The organism is Streptomyces sp. NBC_01454 (assembly GCF_036227565.1).
In the GTDB taxonomy this organism is placed as follows: domain Bacteria; phylum Actinomycetota; class Actinomycetes; order Streptomycetales; family Streptomycetaceae; genus Streptomyces.
Window position 1 is genome coordinate 8,093,666 of sequence record NZ_CP109460.1, and the last position, 18,561, is coordinate 8,112,226.

General features: G+C 70.6%; 13 protein-coding genes. 5 read left to right on the forward strand and 8 right to left on the reverse strand.

Annotation, left to right across the window (positions count from 1 at the left end; translation table 11 throughout):
- Positions 1–127: 127 nt before the first annotated feature.
- A complete protein-coding gene (locus tag OIU81_RS35540; protein WP_329155588.1) occupies positions 128–2,431 on the forward strand; it encodes a HelD family protein in 2,304 nt (767 codons plus the stop codon).
- 62 nt (positions 2,432–2,493) lie between these two features.
- On the opposite strand, the gene OIU81_RS35545 is transcribed toward OIU81_RS35540, so the two are convergent.
- The 6 genes from OIU81_RS35545 to OIU81_RS35570 all read right to left on the reverse strand — a co-directional run bounded on the left by OIU81_RS35545 (position 2,494) and on the right by OIU81_RS35570 (position 10,122).
- Positions 2,494–3,060, reverse strand: coding sequence for a GNAT family N-acetyltransferase (locus OIU81_RS35545; protein ID WP_329154452.1), 567 nt, complete (start codon positions 3,058–3,060; stop codon positions 2,494–2,496).
- A gap of 122 nt (positions 3,061–3,182) precedes the next feature.
- Positions 3,183–4,064 (reverse strand): carbohydrate ABC transporter permease, encoded by an 882-nt coding sequence (locus OIU81_RS35550; protein ID WP_329154454.1) that lies wholly within the window; start codon positions 4,062–4,064, stop codon positions 3,183–3,185.
- Positions 4,061–5,464 (reverse strand): ABC transporter permease, encoded by a 1,404-nt coding sequence (locus OIU81_RS35555; RefSeq protein ID WP_329154456.1) that lies wholly within the window; start codon positions 5,462–5,464, stop codon positions 4,061–4,063. The genes OIU81_RS35550 and OIU81_RS35555 overlap by 4 nt, the downstream gene beginning before the upstream one ends.
- A gap of 18 nt (positions 5,465–5,482) precedes the next feature.
- Entirely contained in the window at positions 5,483–6,817 is a 1,335-nt protein-coding gene (locus OIU81_RS35560) for an ABC transporter substrate-binding protein (protein ID WP_329154458.1), read from the reverse strand.
- A 50-nt stretch (positions 6,818–6,867) separates the two neighbouring features.
- The gene (locus OIU81_RS35565; protein ID WP_329154459.1) at positions 6,868–8,643 is read right to left on the reverse strand and encodes a glycoside hydrolase family 13 protein; all 1,776 of its coding nucleotides are present in this window, start codon (positions 8,641–8,643) and stop codon (positions 6,868–6,870) included.
- 207 nt (positions 8,644–8,850) lie between these two features.
- Positions 8,851–10,122, reverse strand: a complete 1,272-nt coding sequence (locus tag OIU81_RS35570; protein WP_329154461.1) for an ABC transporter substrate-binding protein — start codon at positions 10,120–10,122, stop codon at positions 8,851–8,853.
- A 171-nt stretch (positions 10,123–10,293) separates the two neighbouring features.
- On the opposite strand from OIU81_RS35570, the gene OIU81_RS35575 reads away from it, so the two are divergent.
- From OIU81_RS35575 to OIU81_RS35590, 4 genes are all read left to right on the forward strand, one after another.
- Positions 10,294–10,800 (forward strand): PadR family transcriptional regulator, encoded by a 507-nt coding sequence (locus OIU81_RS35575; RefSeq protein WP_329154463.1) that lies wholly within the window; start codon positions 10,294–10,296, stop codon positions 10,798–10,800.
- Positions 10,797–11,558 (forward strand): ABC transporter ATP-binding protein, encoded by a 762-nt coding sequence (locus OIU81_RS35580; RefSeq protein WP_329154465.1) that lies wholly within the window; start codon positions 10,797–10,799, stop codon positions 11,556–11,558. Before OIU81_RS35575 ends, OIU81_RS35580 begins: the two co-directional genes overlap by 4 nt.
- Before the next feature lie 5 nt (positions 11,559–11,563).
- Positions 11,564–13,900, forward strand: coding sequence for an FtsX-like permease family protein (locus OIU81_RS35585; RefSeq protein ID WP_329154467.1), 2,337 nt, complete (start codon positions 11,564–11,566; stop codon positions 13,898–13,900).
- Positions 13,901–14,645: 745 nt separating this feature from the next.
- On the forward strand, positions 14,646–15,275 hold the full coding sequence (locus OIU81_RS35590) for a hypothetical protein (protein WP_329154469.1): 630 nt from the start codon (positions 14,646–14,648) through the stop codon (positions 15,273–15,275).
- Positions 15,276–15,412: 137 nt separating this feature from the next.
- Here the strand turns inward: OIU81_RS35590 and OIU81_RS35595 are convergent, their stop codons facing one another.
- Together OIU81_RS35595 and OIU81_RS35600 are read right to left on the reverse strand one after the other, a co-directional pair.
- Complete coding sequence (locus tag OIU81_RS35595) at positions 15,413–16,054, reverse strand: CAP domain-containing protein (RefSeq protein ID WP_329154471.1); 642 nt, start codon at positions 16,052–16,054, stop codon at positions 15,413–15,415.
- A gap of 630 nt (positions 16,055–16,684) precedes the next feature.
- Positions 16,685–18,310 carry a phospholipase D-like domain-containing protein gene (locus OIU81_RS35600; protein WP_329154472.1) on the reverse strand — a complete coding sequence of 542 codons (1,626 nt, stop codon included), beginning with the start codon at positions 18,308–18,310 and terminating at the stop codon, positions 16,685–16,687.
- Positions 18,311–18,561 lie beyond the last annotated feature (251 nt).

Genomic DNA, 18,561 nt, shown 5'->3' on the forward strand with positions numbered 1-18,561 from the left:
GACTGAATTGACAGCCGGGGTATTTCTCTGCGTATATTGAGGGCTTCTGTGTCTGCCTGAATTCAAGACCTGAGCCCAACTTCTTTCCGAACTGTATCCGAGCGGAGCTGAATTGTCAAACGAGGAATTGCGGCACGAGCAGGAATTCATCGATCTGCTCTATGCACGCCTCGCGGAAATGCGGACCGGGGCGGCGGCGTCGGTGACCGAAGCCCTGCCGCGGGAAGGGAACAACGCCCAGGCGCGTCTGGAGCGCGATGTGCTGGTGGCCGAACAGTCCGGACTGCTGGCCGCGTTCGACGCCGGTGAACACGGCCTCTGCTTCGGCCGGCTGCTCTTCCGCGACGGCCGGGACCACCACATCGGCCGCCTCGGAATCCGGCGCGACGACGCGGAGCACACTCCGCTGGTCATCGACTGGCGGGCCGAGGTCGCCCGGCCGTTCTACCTCGCCACCGGGCACACCCCCATGGGGCTGCGCCGCAGGCGTCACCTCACCACTGAGGGCAGGAAGGTCACCGCCCTGCACGACGAGATCCTCGACCTCGCCGACGCCGTGCGCACCGGACACGAAGGCAGCGACGCGGACGCCGTGCTGCTGGCCGCGCTCGACGCGGCGCGCACCGGACGGATGCACGACATCGTGCAGACCATCCAGGCGGAACAGGACGCCATCATCCGCGCCCCGCACGACGGCATCCTCGTCGTGGAGGGCGGGCCCGGCACCGGCAAGACCGTCGTCGCGCTGCACCGCGCGGCGTATCTGCTCTACGCGCACCGGGAGCAACTGGCCCGCCGGGCCGTGCTGATCGTCGGGCCGAATCCGGCCTTCCTCAGCTACATCGGGGAGGTGCTGCCCTCGCTGGGCGAGACGGGGGTGCTGCTCGCCACACCCGCTGAGCTCTTCCCGGGCGTGACCGCGACCGGCACCGAGACCGCCGAGGCCGCCGAGATCAAGGGCCGTGCGGCGATGGCGGACGCCCTGGCGCACTTCGTACGGGACCGCCAGACCCTGCCCGACCCGGTGATCGTGATCGACCACGAGGACGGCGAACTCCGGCTGGACGCGGACCTCGCGCGCGAGGCACGCCGTCATGCCCGCGCCTCCGGACTGCCGCACAACCTCGCCCGCCCGCACTTCGCCTTCCACGTCATCGACGCGCTCACCGCGCAGCTCACCGAACGGATCGGCGCGGACCCCTACGGCGGGCCGAACCTCCTCGGCCCCGACGACATCGCCCAGCTCGGCAAGGCCATCGCCCTCAGCTCCGAAGTGCACGGCGCCATCGAGGAGTTGTGGCCCGCCCTCACCCCGCAGCAACTGGTCGCCGACTTCCTCGCCGAGCCCGTCCACCTCCCCGACGCCGAGGCGGACACGATCCGGCGCACCTGCGGCGGCTGGACCCCCGCGGACATTCCCCTGCTGGACGAGGCCGCCGAGCTCCTCGGCGAGGACGACGCGGCCGCCCGCGCCGCCGCCGAGGCGCGACGCCAGCAGCAGATCGCCTACGCCCAGGGCGTGCTCGACCTCTCCTACGGCTCCCGCACCCAGGAGTTCGAGGACCGCGACGACGAGGAATCGGAGGTGCTGGCCGCGCACGACCTGGTGGACGCCGAACGGCTCGCCGACCGGCACGAGGAGACCGACCACCGCACCGCCGCCGAACGCGCCGCGGCCGACCGCACCTGGGCCTTCGGCCACATCATCGTCGACGAGGCACAGGAACTGTCCGAGATGGCCTGGCGGCTGTTGATGCGCCGCTGCCCGATGCGCTCGATGACCCTGGTCGGCGACCCGGCGCAGACCGCCGAACCGGGCGGCTGCGGCGCCTGGGAGTCGATCCTCGCGCCCTACGCCGACGATCGCTGGCACCATGTCAGACTCGGCGTCAACTACCGCACGCCGAGCGAGATCATGGAGATCGCGGCGCGGGTGCCCCGGTCCACCGACCCCTCCTTCGCGCCGCCCCGCTCGATCCGGTCCACCGGCGAACGTCCGTGGGCGCGGCGCACGGACGACCTGGCCGGTGCGGTGGCCGAGGCCGTCGCGCGGGAGGCGTCCGGGGAGGGGCGGCTCGCGGTGATCGCCCCCCACTCCCGCTGCGCGACGCTGTCCGCGGCCCTCCCGGACGCCTCCGCCGGGTCCTCCCCGGATCTGACCAGCCCGGTGGTGGTGATCGACCCGCGACAGGCCAAGGGCCTGGAGTTCGACACCGTGCTCGTGGTGGAACCGGCGGAGTTCGGGGCCAGCGACCTGTATGTCGCGCTCACCCGGGCGACCCAACGGCTGGGCGTGCTCCACACGGAGCCGTTGCCCGCGGCACTGTCGGAGCTGGCGGAGCCGACGGGGCTGTCGGCGCCGGCGGATCCGGCGGATCTTTCAGAGGTGTCCGCGCTGACGGCGCCGGAGGCCGGGGCGACCGGCCGGTGACCGCCGGCCGAGGGGCGCCGTACCACGGCATGCGGCGCCCCTCAGCTCCCCTCAGCTCCTCCTCAATTCCCGTCCCGCTTGCGTGTGTTGCTCCGGTGGTCCGCGGCGGAGATCCGGTACACCACGCACGGGCGCAACGGGCCCTCGGCCACCTCGGGATCGTCGAAGTCATCGGCCGGATCGCGGGTCATCCCGAGGCGGCGCATCACCGCCTGGGAGCGGAGGTTGGTGGCCGTGGTCACGGCGAGGATCTGCGGCAGCCGGAGGGTGTCGAAGCCGAAGGCCAGCGCGGCGCGGCCGGCCTCGGTGGCATAACCCTGTCCCCAGGCCGAACGGGTCAGCCGCCAGCCGGCTTCCACCCCCGTGAACGGCATGCCCTCGTCCACCGGATCCAGTCCGGTGAAGCCGATGAACTCCCCGGTCGCGCGCACCTCGACCGCCCACCATCCCCAGCCGCGCCGTTCCAGATCGGCCTGGAAGGCGGCCACGGACGCCTCGCTCCGCTCGCGGGTGAGCACTTCGGGGAAGTGTGCCCGGACCTCGGGATCGGCGTTCATCGCCGCCCAGGGCCCGAGGTCGGACGCCCGCCATTCCCGGAGTATCAGCCGTTCGGTTCGCAGTTCAGACATCGCGCCAACGTAACCGGCTCGCGGCCGCGGGGCGAGCGGATATATGGCCCCGGACGGGCGTTCCTCGACGCCGTCCGGGCAGGGCGTCGAGGCTGCCCCGTACGGAACGGCGGCCGTGCCCGCTACTTGACCGAACCGGCCATGATGCCCTGCACGAAGTGCCGCTGGAAGACGAAGAACACGATCAGCGGCACGATCAGGGACAGGAAGGCGCCGGGCGCCAGCACACCGATGTTGCTGCCGAACTGCCGCATCTGCGACTGCAGGGCCACCGTCAGCGGCTGTGATCCGTTGTCGGCGAAGAGCAGGGCGACCAGCATGTCGTTCCACACCCACAGGAACTGGAAGATGGCCAGGCTGGCGATGGCCGGGCGGCCCAGCGGCAGGACCAGCTGGGAGAAGATCCGCCACTCCCCGCCGCCGTCCATCCGGGCCGCCTCCAGCATCTCCTTGGGGATCTCCGCGAAGTAGTTGCGCAGCAGGAAGATGGCGAACGGCAGCCCGTAGGCGGTGTGGAACAGCACGACGCCGGGGATGGAGCCGAACAGTCCGAGCGCGCCGAACAGCTTGGCCACCGGCAGCAGACCGATCTGCACCGGCACCACCAGCATGGCGACCACCACCAGGAAGATCCAGTCGCGGCCGGGGAAGTCCATCCAGGCGAAGGCGTAGCCGGCCAGCGCGGCGATCACCACGACGGCGACGGTGGTGGGCACCGAGATCAGCACGGTGTTCCAGAACGCCTGGACGATGCCCGAGTCCTTCAGCAGCGCCGTGTAGTTGTCCAGCGAGAGCTGCCCGGGTGAGGTGAGCGCGGTCCACCAGCCGCTGTCGGCGTTGGCCTCCTCCGTCCGGAGGGACGAGAGGAAGAGCCCGGCGGCGGGGGTGAGCCAGACCAGGCCGATGACCAGCAGGAACAGCTGGATCACGCCGCGGCTGAGCCACTTCGCCGGCCGTGCGGCCGCCCGCTTGCGGGGCGCGGCGGTTCCCTGAGCGGTGGTCATGACTGGCTCCTGCGGAAACGTCGGATGTTGAGGGCCATGGCCGGGAGCACCAGCAGGAGCAGCAGCACACCGAGGGCGCTGCCGAGGCCCTGGTTGTTGCCGCCGCCGAAGGAGACCAGCCACATCTGCAGGGCCAGGACGTTGGCGTCCTGCTGTACGGGTCCGGGGGCGATGATGTAGACGAGGTCGAAGACCTTCATCACGTTGATCACCATCGTCACGAACACCACGCCCAGGACGGGTCCGAGCAGCGGAACGGTGATCCTGCGGAAGACCTGCCACTCGCCCGCGCCGTCCATCCGGGCGGCCTCGAGCACGTCGCGGGGCATCGCGGCGAGCCCCGCGCCGATCAGGACGAGCGCGAAGCCGGTCCAGATCCACATGTAGGCGCCGATGATGGCGGGTGTGATGAGGGCCGGGCCGAGCCAGGAGATGCCCCCGTAGGGTGCGGCGAAGTCCTTGGCGGGGAGCTGCACGGCGTAGGACCCGGAAGCCAGATGCGGCAGACGGTAGGAGCCGTCCGGGCCGGTGGTGGCTGTGGCCGCCACTTTGCCGTGGGCGTCGACCGCCTCGACGGAGAGCTTCGGCAGCCCGCGTTCACCGCGGTCCACGGCGCCGGGGGTGCCGCGCCCGCCGGGGGTGAAGTCGAGGTAGACCACCCCGCGCAATTCGCTGCTTCCGGCGGGGGACTTGGCGGCCGGTGCGGCGGGGCGGGCCTGCGGCGGCATGTCCTTGGGCGCGACGCCGACCAGGCCGAGGTCGACGGTGTGTCCCGGGCTGGTGCGGTGCGTCGTGCGGTAGGAGCCGTCGTGCCCCTTGGTGAGCTGCTTGTCGCCGAGGCGTGCCTTGGCGCTCGGGAAGGAGGCGGACTCCCCCTGGAACTGGTCGTGGATGCCGACGGTGACGGCGTTGAGCACGCCGCGCTGCGGATCCTGCTCGTAGGTGAGCCGGAAGATGATGCCCGCGGCGAGGAAGGAGATCGCCATCGGCATGAACATCAGCAGCTTGAACGCCGTCTTCCAGCGGATCTTCTCGGTCAGCACGGCGAGCACCAGGCCGAGCCCGGTCAGCAGCGCGGGGGCGAACACGACCCAGATCGCGCTGTTGCGGATGGCCCGGAGCGTGGCCGGGTCCTGGAACATCGCGGTGTAGTTGTCGGCCCCGACGAACGTGTCACCGGAGGCGTCGTACATGCTGCGGACGACCGAGAACACGATGGGGTACGCGACGAGGGCACCCAGCAGCACGAGCGCTGGGAGCAGGAAGAGCGCGGCGATCCGCCGGCGGCGCCGGGCGGCGTGCCGCACGGCGGCACCGGGGCTGCCGGGGGTGCCGCGCGGGGGGAGGGACGCGGTGCCGCGCGCCGGGGCGGGCGGCACCGCGGGAGTGGTGACAGGCATCGATCGGGCCCTCGGTCCTTACTTTCCGTATGCCTTGGCCGCGGCGGCCTCAAGCTTGCGGGCGGTGGCCGCGGGGTCGGAGGGGTCGCGCAGGAAGTCCTGCAGCAGCTTCCACTCGCCGGCTCCCTGGGTGCCGCCGAAGGCCGCGGGGGCCTGGTCCGACATGTCGAAGCGCACGGAGTTCCCGGCGTCGGTCAGTGACTGGGCGGCCTTGCGGGTGACCTCGTCGTGGTAGGCGCTTGCCGGGACCTTCTTGTTGGGCGAGATGTAGCCGCCGGCCTTGGCCCAGACGCCGGCCGCCTCGGGGCCGGCCAGGTACTTCACCAGTTCCATTGCGGCCTTCTTGTTCTTGCCGGCCTTGAGCACCACGGCGGCGTCGCCACCGCTGACCACCGGCGCCTTGCCGCCGTCGACCGCGGGGAAGGGGTAGAACTTGGCGTCCTTGCCGACCTGCTTGTGGAGCTCGTCGGTGACCAGGGCGCTGACGAAGTCACCCTCGTAGACCGAGGCCGCCTTCGGGTCCGGGCCGAAAACCTGCTGGACGGACTCGGGGAAGTCGGTGCGCAGCGCGCCCGCTCCGCCGCCGGCCACCAGGTTCTTGTCGCCGAACAGCTTGCCGAGCGCGGTGAGCGCCTTGACCACGCTGGGGTCCGTCCACGGGATCTTGTGGGCGGCGAGCTTGTCGTACTTGTCCTGACCGGCCTGGGACAGATAGATGTTCTCGAACCAGTCGGTCAGCGGCCAGCCGGCCTCGCCCGCGACGGCGAACGCCGGCACCCCCGAGTCGGACAGGGTACGGCCCGACTTCAGCATCTCGTCGTAGGTCTTCGCGGGCTTGACCCCGGCCTGGGAGTAGGCCTCCGGGCTGTACCAGACCGTCGACTTGTGCGAGGCCTTGAAGTACAGGCCGTAGTAGGTCTTGCCGACCGTGCCGTAGTCCTTCCACACCTGCGCGTAGTTCTTCTCGGCCGTGGCGGCGACCGCCGGCGACAGGGGAGTCAGCCAGCCCTTCTTGGCGAACTGCTGGAGCACGCCGACCTGCGGGACCATCACCACGTCCGGGGCGTTGCCGCCCTCGACCTGGCTGCCGATGACCGTGGAGACGTTGTCGCCGGTGGAGGAGAAGCTCACCTTCGCGCCGGTCTTCTGGGAGAACGCGTCCAAGACCTTCTTGAAGTTCTGCTGTTCCACGCCGGTCCAGACGCCGGCCACGGTCACGTTCTGGCCGCTGAGTTCCTGCTTGCCGCCCCCGGCGGACGCTCCGCCGCCGCATGCGGTCGCGGAGAGGGCCAGGCCGAGCACGGCCGCGCCGGAGAGGGCGGCACGGGTGTGTCGTACTGCGGGTCGTCTCATGGTGGGTGTTCCCTTCGGGAGGACTGCGGAGGTCGGGGGGCGGAGTGGGGCTATGGGGCGTCGGGGGCGCGCATCCACCAGGCGGCGGTGGAACCGGGGAGCGTGCCCGACGGGCAGTCGCCGCTCGCGAGCAGGGGGAACCCCGGTGCGGGGGCGGCTACCGGCTCGGTACCGAAGTTGACGGCGCAGACCAGGCCGTCGCCGCGGACGAACGCCAGCACCTGGGGCGGGGAATCCAGCCAGCGCAGGGTGCCCTCGCCGAGCTGGGGGAGGCTGCGGCGCAGCTGCAGCCCCTCGCGGTAGAGATGCCAGAACGAGCGGGTGTCGGCCAGCGCCCGGTCGGTGGCGTGTTCGGCGAACCAGGCGGGCTGCGGCAGCCAGGGCCGGGCCGCGTCCGTACCGCTGGTGAAGCCGAACGGCGAGGCGAGGCCCGACCACGGCAGCGGCACCCGGCAGCCGTCGCGGATGTGCTCCCGGCTGCCCGTACGGTGGTAGATCGGGTCGGTGAGGGCCTCGTCCGGCAGGTCGACGACCTCCGGCAGGCCCAGCTCCTCGCCCTGGTAGACATACGCCGCGCCGGGCAGCGCCAGCATCAGCAGCGCGGCGGCCCGGGCGCGGGCCGGACCCAGCCCGCTCCCCGCGCCCTCGGTGGTCTCCCCGGTGTTGCCGGGATCGGCCGCATAGCGGGTGACGGTCCGGACCTGGTCGTGGTTGTTGAGCACCCAGGTGACCGTGGAGCCGGTGCCCGCGATATCGGTCAGCGCCTCGCTGATCACCCGGCGGAAGGTGGTGACGTCCCAGCGCGCGGTCAGCAGATGGAAGAAGAACGCCTGGTGGAGTTCGTCGGGCCGGACGTACGCGGCCTGTTCGCTCGGGGTCCGTACGGAGACCTCGCCGACCAGCAGCCGGTCGCGGCCGTCGCGGGCCGTGTATTCCTCGCACAGCGCGCGCCACTCGCGCCACACCTGGTGCACCTCGGGCTGGTTCCAGGCCAGCGGGTTGACCGAGTCGCGGGTGCGCTCATCGGCCGCCGGGTCGGGGGAGTCGGGGAGCTCGGGGTGCTTGAACAGCCCCGCGGCCACATCGATCCGGAAGCCGTCGACCCCACGGTCCAGCCAGAAGCGCAGCACGTCCTCGAAGTCGGCGGCCACGGCCGGGTTGCGCCAGTTCAGATCGGGCTGCTCGGGCGTGAACATGTGGAGGTACCACTGGCCCGCCGCCCCGGCCGCGGACCCGGTGTCCTCGACGCGGGACCAGGCGGGGCCGCCGAACATCGCCCGCCAGTTGTTGGGCGGCAGCTCCCCGTCCGGTCCGCGCCCGTCGGCGAAGTGGAACAGCGACCGTGCCGCGCTTCCCGGACCGTCCTCGAGGGCGGCGCGGAACCACGGGTGCTCGCTGGAGCAGTGGTTGGGGACGATGTCCAGGAGCACCTTCAGACCCAGCCGGTGGGCGTCGGCCACCAGGCGGTCGAACTCGGCGAGGTCGCCGTAGACGGGGTCGACATCGCGGTAGTCGGCGACGTCATAGCCGTGGTCGTGCTGCGGCGAGGGGTAGAAGGGGCTGAGCCAGATGCCGTCCACCCCCAGCTTCTTGAGGTACGGCAGCCCGGTGCGGACACCGGCCAGATCGCCGATTCCGTCGCCGGTGGTGTCGAGGAAGCTGCGGACGTAGACCTGGTAGATCACCGCATCGCGCCACCAGTGCTGGGCGGCGTCCCCGGACCCGGTCGCGGGGACGGCCGAGGGTGCGGCGGAAGCCGGACCGGGGAGCGAGGGGGAGGGCGCGGAGTCGGCCGAGGAGCCGTTCCCTGCCGTGGCTATGAGCATGTGCCGTGATCCCGTTCTTACCTGGGCATGCCGTGCGGCTGCGATCGCTGTTATGCATGCATGTTAAGTAGGGATGACTTTTCGATGTCAACGAAATGGTCGAAACTCGCTGCGAGATGCCCGGATTTATGTAAGAATGAGACGGCAGGCTGTACCTAACAGGTAAGTACGAGCGAGGTGGCCGTGACCGGAGATGACGCGGAGAGGTCAGCCGCGGTGGACGATGGCGCCCAGCTCGCGCGTCAGCCGCGCGACGGTGGCCGAGGTGCTCCGCCGGTGCAGCAGCGCATCGTGCATGACCGCCTGCACGGCCAGACTCACCTGGTCGTACTGCGGGCTCTTCAGGCGCGGCTTGGCCGCCAGCACCGCGCGCTGGAGCGTCGGCAGATACGGGAAGCGCCGCACCAGCTCCGGGTCCGTATACAGATCGGCCCACACCGGCGGCAGCGCGCCCTTGGTGAGCACCCGGCGCTGGACGGGCTCGGACGTCAGATAGGAGATCAGATCGGCGGCCGTCTTCTGATGCCGGGAGTGCGCGTTGACCGCCAGATTGGAGCCGCCCAGCGCGCTGGAGCCCGGCCCGTCGGGACCCGGCAGCGGCACCGCGCCGAACTTCCCCGCCACCTTGGAGGACGGGGCGTTGCCCAGCGCGTAGGCGTACGGCCAGTTCCGCAGGAACAACAGCCCGCCGTCCTGGAAGGCCTTGCGGGACTCCTCTTCCTTGAAGGACAGCGCCCGCTGCGGAATCCAGCCCTCACGCACCCCGTCCAGCAGGAACGACAGACCCCGGCGGGCCGCGGGGGAGTCCACCGTCACCCGCGCGCCCTCGCCCGCGAGCACCGTGCCGCCCGCCGACTGCACGGCCTCGACGACATTGGCGGTCAGCCCCTCGTACGGCAGGAACTGGCCCGCATAGCCGTCCAGCCCGTACTTGGGCGCGACCGTCTTCGCCAGCTGCTCCAACTCGGCCCAGGTGCGCGGTGGCCGTGCCCCCTCACGGTCGAGCACGTCCTTGCGGTAGTAGAGCAGCCCCGCATTGGTCACGTACGGGACCGCGTAGAGCCGGCCGCGGAAGGTGGCGGTGTCCACCACCGGAGGAAGGAAATGCTTCAGCGGGAACTGCGTGCCGTCCACCGGCTTGATCCAGCCCGCGGCCGCGAACTCCGACGTCCAGGCCACATCGATGTTGAGCACGTCGAAGCGGTCGCTGTGGGAGCGCAGCTCGGTGACCATCTGGGCCCGCACCTCGTCGGCCGCGTCGGGCAGTTCGACCAGGGTCACCTTCTCGCGGGGGTGCCGGTCGTTCCAGCCGTCGAGGACGCCCCGCAGATAGCCCGTGAGGTCGCCGCCCGTCACCAGGGTGAGGGGGCCGCGACCGTCCGAGCCGTCGGCCGGCTCCCCGGCCCGGGCGCCGGCACTGCCCGCGAACAACAGGCAGCAGACCAGCAGGGCCCGTCCCGCGGCATGTTTCCACCGCATGGGCTCCTCCTCCACCAGGCGTCGACGGGACACGGGCCGACAGCCCGCCCCATGTATACCTGTTAGCCATGCGGGATACTAGATGCTGCAGGAAGATGCGAAAGCGACCCGGCTCACAGTCGGAAGAGCTTCAGATGACAGGCAAGTAGGGCGGGGAGGGAGAGGGAGAGCGTGCGGCTGCCACTCCTGGCTCTGCTGGTCGGCGGACCCGCACACGGCTATGAACTCAAGCAAGCCCTTGAGAACCTCCTGGGCGCGGCATACCCTCAGCCAAATGTCGGCCAGATTTACGTCACTCTGGGCAGGCTGGAGAAGGCGGGCCTGATCGAGGGAGAGGACGTCGAGCAGTCGGACCGTCCGAACAAGCGCATCTACCGGATCACCGCGGCGGGACACGAGACGGTCGACGCCTGGTTCGAGGAGTCCACCGCCGAACCACGGGTACGGGACGAGTTCTTCATGAAGCTCGCCCTGGCCCCCCACACCGGGACCGCCAACCAGATCGCCCTGATCAACAAGCAGCGCCGTCACTACCTCAACACCATGCGTGACCTCTCGAAGCTCGCCGCGGGCGAGGACCGGGACAACCGGGTCGCGCAGCTGCTGATAGAGGGCGCGATGCTGCATCTCCAGGCGGATCTCGACTGGCTGGAGCGCTGTCAAGAGGAGTTGGAATGAACCCGGACGAGCCGTCCGGCCCGATAGTCCGGGCAGCCGGCCTGGTCAAGACCTACCGGCCGGAGGGCGCCGCGCCCGTCCACGCCGTACGGGGCGTCGACCTGACCGTCGAACGCGGCGAATTCGTCGCCGTCACCGGCCCCTCGGGAGCCGGCAAATCCACTCTCCTCCACCTCCTCGGCGGCCTGGACCGCCCCGACAGCGGCTCCCTCCGGCTCGACGGACGGCAGGTCGACGGCTACCGCGAGGCGCGCTGGGCCGAACTGCGCCGCAACCACATCGGGATCGTCTTCCAGTTCTTCAACCTGGTCTCCAACCTCTCCGTCGCCGACAACGTCGAACTCCCCGCCCTGCTGGCCGGCCGGTCCCCCCGGCAGGCCCGTGCCGCCCGCGGCGAGCTGCTCGACGAGCTGGGCCTGACCGGTAAGGAGAACAGCACACCGGGCGAGCTGTCCGGCGGCGAACAGCAGCGCGTCGCCCTGGCCCGCGCCCTGGTCAACACCCCCAGCCTGCTGCTCGCCGACGAACCCGCCGGCAGCCTCGACAGCAAGGGCACCAGGGAGGTGCTGCGGCTGCTCGCCCGCTTCCACCAGCGCGGACAGACCATCGTGCTGGTCACCCATGACGCCCGGATGGCCAGCGCCGCGGACCGCGTGATCAGCTTCTTCGACGGCCAGGTGGTCGACGATGCGCACCTCGGCGGCGGCCGGCACCGCCCCGAGGCCGGGGTCGCCGACGTCCTCAAGCTCAAGGGCTGACCGGCGTGCGAGCAGCGGCCCGCTGGACCCAGGCGCATCTGCGCGCACACCGCCCCGCGGCGGTGCTCATCGTGCTGGCCACCGCCGGGATCACCATTTCGCTGCTGCTGGCCACCGCCCTGTTCGCGTACGCCACCGACCCCTGGCAGCGGGTCTTCACCCAGTCCTCCGGCGCCCACGTCTGGATCCACACCCAGGCCGGCGCCCCGGCCGGCTCGCTCGCCGACCTGGACGAGGTACGCGCCACCTCCGGCCCCTTCCGCACGGTCCGCACCACCGCGAGCCTTCAGCCCGGCGGCGCCAAGGCGACGCTGGAGCTGCGCGGCACCGACCGGCGGCCCGCCACCGCGGCGCCCCGGATCGTGGCCGGCCGCTGGCTCGATCCGGCGGCCGACGCGGGCACCGCCAAGGGCATCGTCCTGGACAGCTCGGTGGCCCGCGCGATGTGGGCCAAGCCCGGGGACTCCCTCGTGCTGAGCGGGTTCCCGGCACATCTGCGTGTGGTGGGCGTCGCCGACACCGCCGAGGTCAGCTTCCGGGCCGGCGAGTCCCCGGGCGTGGCCTGGGTGCTCCCCGGGACCCTCGCGGCCTCGACGGCGGGCCAGGACCAGCGCGGGCGCACCATCGGCCTCCGGCTGGCCGACCCCGCGGACACCGATTACGTGGTCCAGCGGGCCGTCACCCGGCTCGGCGCCGACCAGATCACCGATGTCTCCACCTGGCGGCAGGCCAGGGCCGAAGCCGAGGGCGACAACCAGCTCCTCGGCCGGCTGCTCGGCGGATTCGGACTGGGCGCGCTGCTCGCCGCCGCGCTGGCGGTGGGCGGCGCCATCAGCACCCGGATCCGCGGGCACCTCCGGGACATCTCGATCCTGAAGGCCATCGGGTTCACCCCCGGCCAGGTGGTCCGGATGTTCCTCGCCCTGCACCTCCTCTTCGCCCTGCTGGGCGTCGCCCTCGGGGCGCTGGTCACCCAGCTCCTCGGCGGCCTGGCGCCCGGCCGGATCGGGGAGGCCATGGCCGTGTGGCAGCAGCTGCCCGGGCACGCCTGGCTGTCCTTTGTGATCTCCGGCGGTGTGATCGTCTTCATCGGCTCGGCGACCTGCCTGGCCGCCTGGCGGGCCGGACGGGTGCCGCCGGTGCCCGTCGCCCGTGCCGCCGCGGCCACCGGCGGCCGCAGCCCCGGCCTCACCCGGCGCGCGCTCGGCCTGCGCGTCCCGCCGGCCCTGGTGCTCGGCTGGCGGAGCGCCTTCCACCATCCGCTGCGCTCCTCGGCAGCGGTGGCACGGCTGGCCGTCCCGCTGCTGCTCATCACCGTGGCGCTGGGCGCCTGGACCACCCTGGACCGCTTCTCCTCGCACCCCGAGAACGTCGGTCTGCCCGCGGCCCTCACCGCGCGCTCCGACGCCCTCGGCGACCGGGAGCTGCACCAACTCCTCGTCTCGCGGCCGGAGTTGACCCCTTACCCCGGTGCCGAGGTGCAGGCCCTCGTACCGGGACAGACCGGGACCATCACCCTGCGGGGAGTGGGGACGGACACCCGGCCCTACCCCTTCGATGTCGTTGAAGGGCGCGCGGCCCGCGGCCCCGACGAAGCGGTCGCCGGGCAGGGACTGCTGGAACTCCTGGACGCCCATGTCGGCGACTGGGTCCGGATGACCGTCGCCGGCCGCCCGTACGTGCTGCACATCGTCGGCCGCAACATCGAAACGGCGGACGGCGGCCGCGTCGTCTCCACCTCCCTGGACACCCTGCGCGACGGCGCGACCGGCGACGGCACCCCCAGGGCGCTCCCGTCCCGCCCGGACTTCTACAACCTGGTCCTGCACCACGGCGCCGACCCCGCCACCGTGCAGAACGCCCTGACCAAGGCCTCCGCCGGCCGGCTCGAGGTACGGCAGACCCCCAACCCCGCCGATCAGCTGTCGGTGGTCCGCGCCGTCGCCGTCGGCCTGATCGCCGTACTGACCCTGATCGGCCTGGCGGAACTGGCGACCACGGTCGGCGCCGGCGTCCGTGACCGCAGCCGTGATCTGCTCGCCCTCCGGGCCGTCGGCCTGACGCCCCGCCAGATCACCGCCGTCATCGTTTCGGCCACGGCCTTCGTCACCCTGGCCGCCGCGCTGGCCGGTACGGGACTGGGCGTCCTCGTCTCCCAGTGGCTCATCAACCTCCAGGGAAGCGCCAGCGGCTGGGGGACCGGCATCGCCCAGCGCCCGGCCGTCGCCGTACTGCTGCTGGTCATCGCCGTCGCCGTGCTCATCGCCGCGACGGCCTCGGTCCTGCCCGCCGCCCGAGCCGCCCGCCGCCGCCTCGCGGACTCGGCCACGGATCTGCTCTAGGCCCGGCCGGACCCGAGTACGCACGGCGAAGACCTCCGGCCGGAATCCGGTCGGAGGCCTCGAGCGCCGTGTGGAGGCAAGCCGCGGACCGAGGGACATCCGTGTCAGATCGTGCGCCAAGCCTTCTCCGAGCCGGTTGGTGCTCTGCCTGCCTGCCTACCTACCTGTCTCGCTCCGTCCAACTCCCGCGTGCCGCCGTGCGATTGCCTCGCGCACCGGTTCGGGAACGCGGCCGACCACCCGGACAGGTTGCGGCGGTATCCGTCGGACACGACGGACGCGGAGTGGGCGGTGGTCCGTGACGCGCTGCCGGTTCCGGCGTGGTGGAGGGCCGGGGCGGGCAGCCGGGGGGGCTACTGCCACCGGCAATGCCGCCGACCCGCCACGAGTCACCCCGTGATTCCCAAGCTCCGGTGCAGCACCATCCGCATCACCAGCCTCATTCAGGCGGTCCGCACCCTCCGGCTGACCTGCTCGAGCTGAGGTGGGAAAAGGCTCTCTGATTCACCCCCCTGGCAATACGCCATTTCGCTCTTGTCTGAGGCGCTTTTCGTTGGCGGGATCACGCCACTATGGCCGGGAGCGTCGTTGTGCTCGTCTGCTGTCCGCTAAAGAATCGCACCGTGGAGACGCGGTGAACGCCGTGGGGCACGTTCTTTCGCTCGGTGATGCCGGAACATCGACGCTGTGGTGCCTGTTGAGGCATCGCGGGCAAGGAGTGCGAGACGGTATGGGTACCACGCACGTGAAGACAGTCCTAGCCGGAACACTGACGGCCTGTGCGATAGCGGCGGTCGGTCTGGCGACCGCTCCTGCTGCTACCGCCGCTATGACGCCTGCGGCGGCAGGACGGCATGCCTACAACCCGAACGCGCCCCGGGGGAGCTTCGACAACCCGATCATCCTCAAGGGCGGTTCGCCGCTGCTGACCGAAGCACAGCGGAAGGCCCTGGACCAGGCCAAGAGCCAGTTGGCGCGTGACAAGGGCAGGGCGAAGTCCACGGCCGGCGTGCAGCCGAGCGGCCTCAACGCTCCCACCGTCGTGCAACCGGACCTGGCCAATAACTGTGGCGACAGCGGCTTCTACTACTGCGATCTCGTCAACACCACTATTGGCTGGGTGAAGATGGGCACCATCCTCGACCGCAACGCCCACGAGAACGCCGAAGCCGAAGGCATGGGCAAAAACTCCAACAATTGGGCCGTCTACATGGACCAGTCTCGCAACGGCGGCGCAACCTGGACGCCGGAGCTCAGATACGTCGTGAACGACACGGCATGGTCGCTCCCCATCTACGACGGCCCCGGCTACTACGACCGCTCGTGTCTGGTCGACAACCAACACGGCCTGTACTACTGCCTGCCCTGGCACTGACGAGGTTTTCCGCCCGCCATCGACTCCCTCCCCGGCCGGGCAGTCAGTTGCTTCGCCGGAACACTCTCACCGTCGCCCGGTTCGGCCGCTCGGCGGGGAACCCGGCCGGGGGAGTGCCGGCCGGATCCCGGTGCCCGTTATCGGGCCGTGCCGAAGTCCTGCGTCCAGTAGTCGCCGGGCTGTGCGTGGCCGACGCCGATCTCCTTGAAGGAGCAGTCGAGGATGTTGCGCTTGTGGCCGGGGCTGGTCATCCAGCCCTTCATCACGCTCTCGGGGGAGCTGTAGCCATAGGCGACGTTCTCGCCGTAGGCGCTCCAGCTGTAGCCGGCGCGGGTGATCCGGTCGCCCGGGGACGAACCGTCGGAGCCCGTGTGGGACATGTTCTTGTGGTCGGCCATGTCCTTGCTGTGGTCCTGAGCGGCCTTGGTCAGCTTGGCGTTCACGGTCAGCGGCGCGCATCCGGCCTTGCTGCGCTCGTCATTGACGAGTTTCACGACCTGGGCGGTGTCTCCGGAGGCCGGGGCGGCGGCTTTCGCGGTGCTCGGGGAGGCGGCGGCCGCCTTCGAGGCTCCCGCGGTCGGCTTTTCGCTCCAGTCGCTCTTGCCCGACCAGTGGTGGTGGCGGTAAGCCGCATTCTGCCAATGACCTTGGTGCCCGCCGCTCGCCTGCCCGGGCTCGTTCATACAGGCCATGGCCGCGGAGGGCACAGCCACGGCGCCGATGGCGAATGCGGCGACGGCTGCCTTCCGGTAGCGCCGCGTTCTGCGATGTTTCGTCATGCGTGACCTCACTCGGTAATTGCGGAGCGCCCTCCGTGACGCGGGCGAGCTCCCTGCAATCCCGCGTCTGAACTGCAAGGACGCCGTGCGGTTCGCATTCTTGGGAAGCCGTGTACGCAAGGCAACAAAGGCTGACTACTATCGCGCTTCGTAGCGTCGCGCGGCTCTTGCCATAGGTGGGTGAGCGTGCTGATCCGGCCGCCGGTGCCACCGGCTGTTCCTGTTGTCCCGTCAGAATTCGTTATGCGTGCGATACACGGGCGAAAATGGCGGACGGGTCGAATGCCGCTCTACCGGGTGCGGGATATGCATGGGCCAAGACGGACAAATCTCTTATGTCGCCGGGGCATGCCCTACTACTCGGCTTAGTAAGAGTGTGCACGCGCTATGACGGATGTCACGGGAGTGTGAAATCAGGTCGGTATCGGCGGTGCTTGTGGGGGTGGCGCGATGTCGGAACTGCCCGTAATTCGCCGCCGCTGTTGCTTCTGTGTGTGTTTCTCTCGGTGGATGCCATGCTGCTCGCATACGCCTCGCGATCTCACCGGCCACCGGTCACCGACCGCCGGCCATCGCGCGTCTGGCACGGGCAGGAGCGGGTGCGGCCGCTCCTGCCCCGGACCTGTGAGGTCAGCCCGCCCCATTGCCGGAGCACCCGGCCGGGGTCTTCGCCGCGCCCTGGGAGAACTTCCACTCCGGGTCGAGCAGCTCGGTCTTGAGCTGCTTCGCCGCGGCCGGGCTCTCCACGATGTAGCCGAAGTCCTGCAGCCACGCCGGGTAGAGGTTCTTGGAACCGATGTAGAACGCCGAGTCGTCCACCGACACCAGCTTGTGGTGCAGCGCGTAGGGCTTGCCGTCGGCCCAGGTGGGACTGTCGGAGCTGCGGAACGAGGCGAGCTGCAGATTGCCGCACATCGCCCGCGATGCCTTCTCGTTGTCGCCGGTACGGACCACGAGACGCTTGCGGAGGGTGTCGCTGATCTCGTCCAGGGACTTGATCTGCGAGTAGCCGCCGCTGCCGACGGCTCCGCGGTTGGCGGGGTCGCTGACGACGATGCGGACCTTCACCCCCGCGGCCAGCTTGGCCGCGAGCGTGTCGTACGTCCGGATGTCGTAGCGCGGCAACGGCGGGCAGGTCGCGTTCATGTCCTGCTGCGAGATCTCGACATGGCTGCGCGCACTCGCGATGAGCGAACGCAGCGCGGTCTCCTCCGGGTTGACCGTGTCGTAGTCGCGGTCGGCGTTGGTGTTGTCGTGCAGTCCCACGGTGCACTTGGTGTCCGGGGCCGTGGGCAGGTCCGGGTGGTACCCCGAGGAGGGGTCGGATTCCTTGATGCCCACGCCGAGCCCACCCACCGCGAGGACCGGTACCTCGCCGGCCGGTGCGGCGGGAGTGGCGGAAGCGACTTCTTCGTTCTTCTCCATCGACGGCATGCAGGAGGCGCCGTTCGAGGTGGCGAGCCAGACCTTGGCCGGGTTGGACGAGTTCTGGCAGGTCCAGCCCCACAGGGTGTCGAGGTACTTCCCCGCGGAGCGGGCGGCCGGCCCGGTCAGCGCCATGTCCACATCCGACACGGGGTGGGTGGTGTCGAGGTAGTCGTCCTTCCAGCCGTTGATCCCGCCCGTGACGGCCGTCGTCCCGTCGACCACCAGGAGCTTGGAGTGGTTCCAGGAGAAGGCCGTCTTGGACGTGGTCATCGACGCGACGTTCAGCGTGACCTTCCCGGCCGCCGTGCCGAGCTTGCCGAGCAGTTCGTCACGGTAGCGGGAGGGGATCACATTGAGGTGATAGAGCGGTGCGGCACCGACGAGGATGCGCACCCGGGGCGAGTGTCCCGCCGCGACGGACGCCTTGAGGCCGGCGACGATCGCGTCCTCGAACCCGCCGTTGGGAAAGGGCGCCAGCGAGGAAATGTCCACCGTGCGCTTCGCGTCGGCGATGTTGCGGGTCATCTTGTCGAGCAGCCGCCGGGTCCCCGTGCGGTCCTTGCAGGCGGGGTCGCCCCAGCAGCCGGGGGTCTGCAGAAGCCAGCCGGCAGGGTCGTCCCCCGGGGCGTCCAGCCGGTTGCCGTTGGTGCGCTGCCACACCGAACCCTCGAGACCGGGCGAGGTCTCGCGCAGCGAGCGCTCGATGGAGTCCAGATGAGGGGTGGGCGGAGTGTCCGCCGCGTATGCCGACGAGGTCGGTAAGGCCGCGCACACGGTCGTCAGGGCGACGGACGCCGGTATCAGGCGGCGGAGGCGGTGAGGAGCCAAGAGCTTTCCTTCTCAGGTGATGCGGAGAGCCGGGCGCTGACCAGCCGCCCGGCTCCGGTTGCCACCAGAAGGTATCGGCTCCCGGCGTTCTCGCCCGCGCAGAAGACGATCTCCGCTACAACTCCTGTGGCCGCGTCAGCAGCTGCGGGATCCCTGCGGTGCGCACGGCGTTCAGGCCGGTGACGGGCCGCCTCCCGAACCGTGCCGGCAGCCGGGCATGACGTGGCGGAAGCCGGGTACCGGGCCAGGAC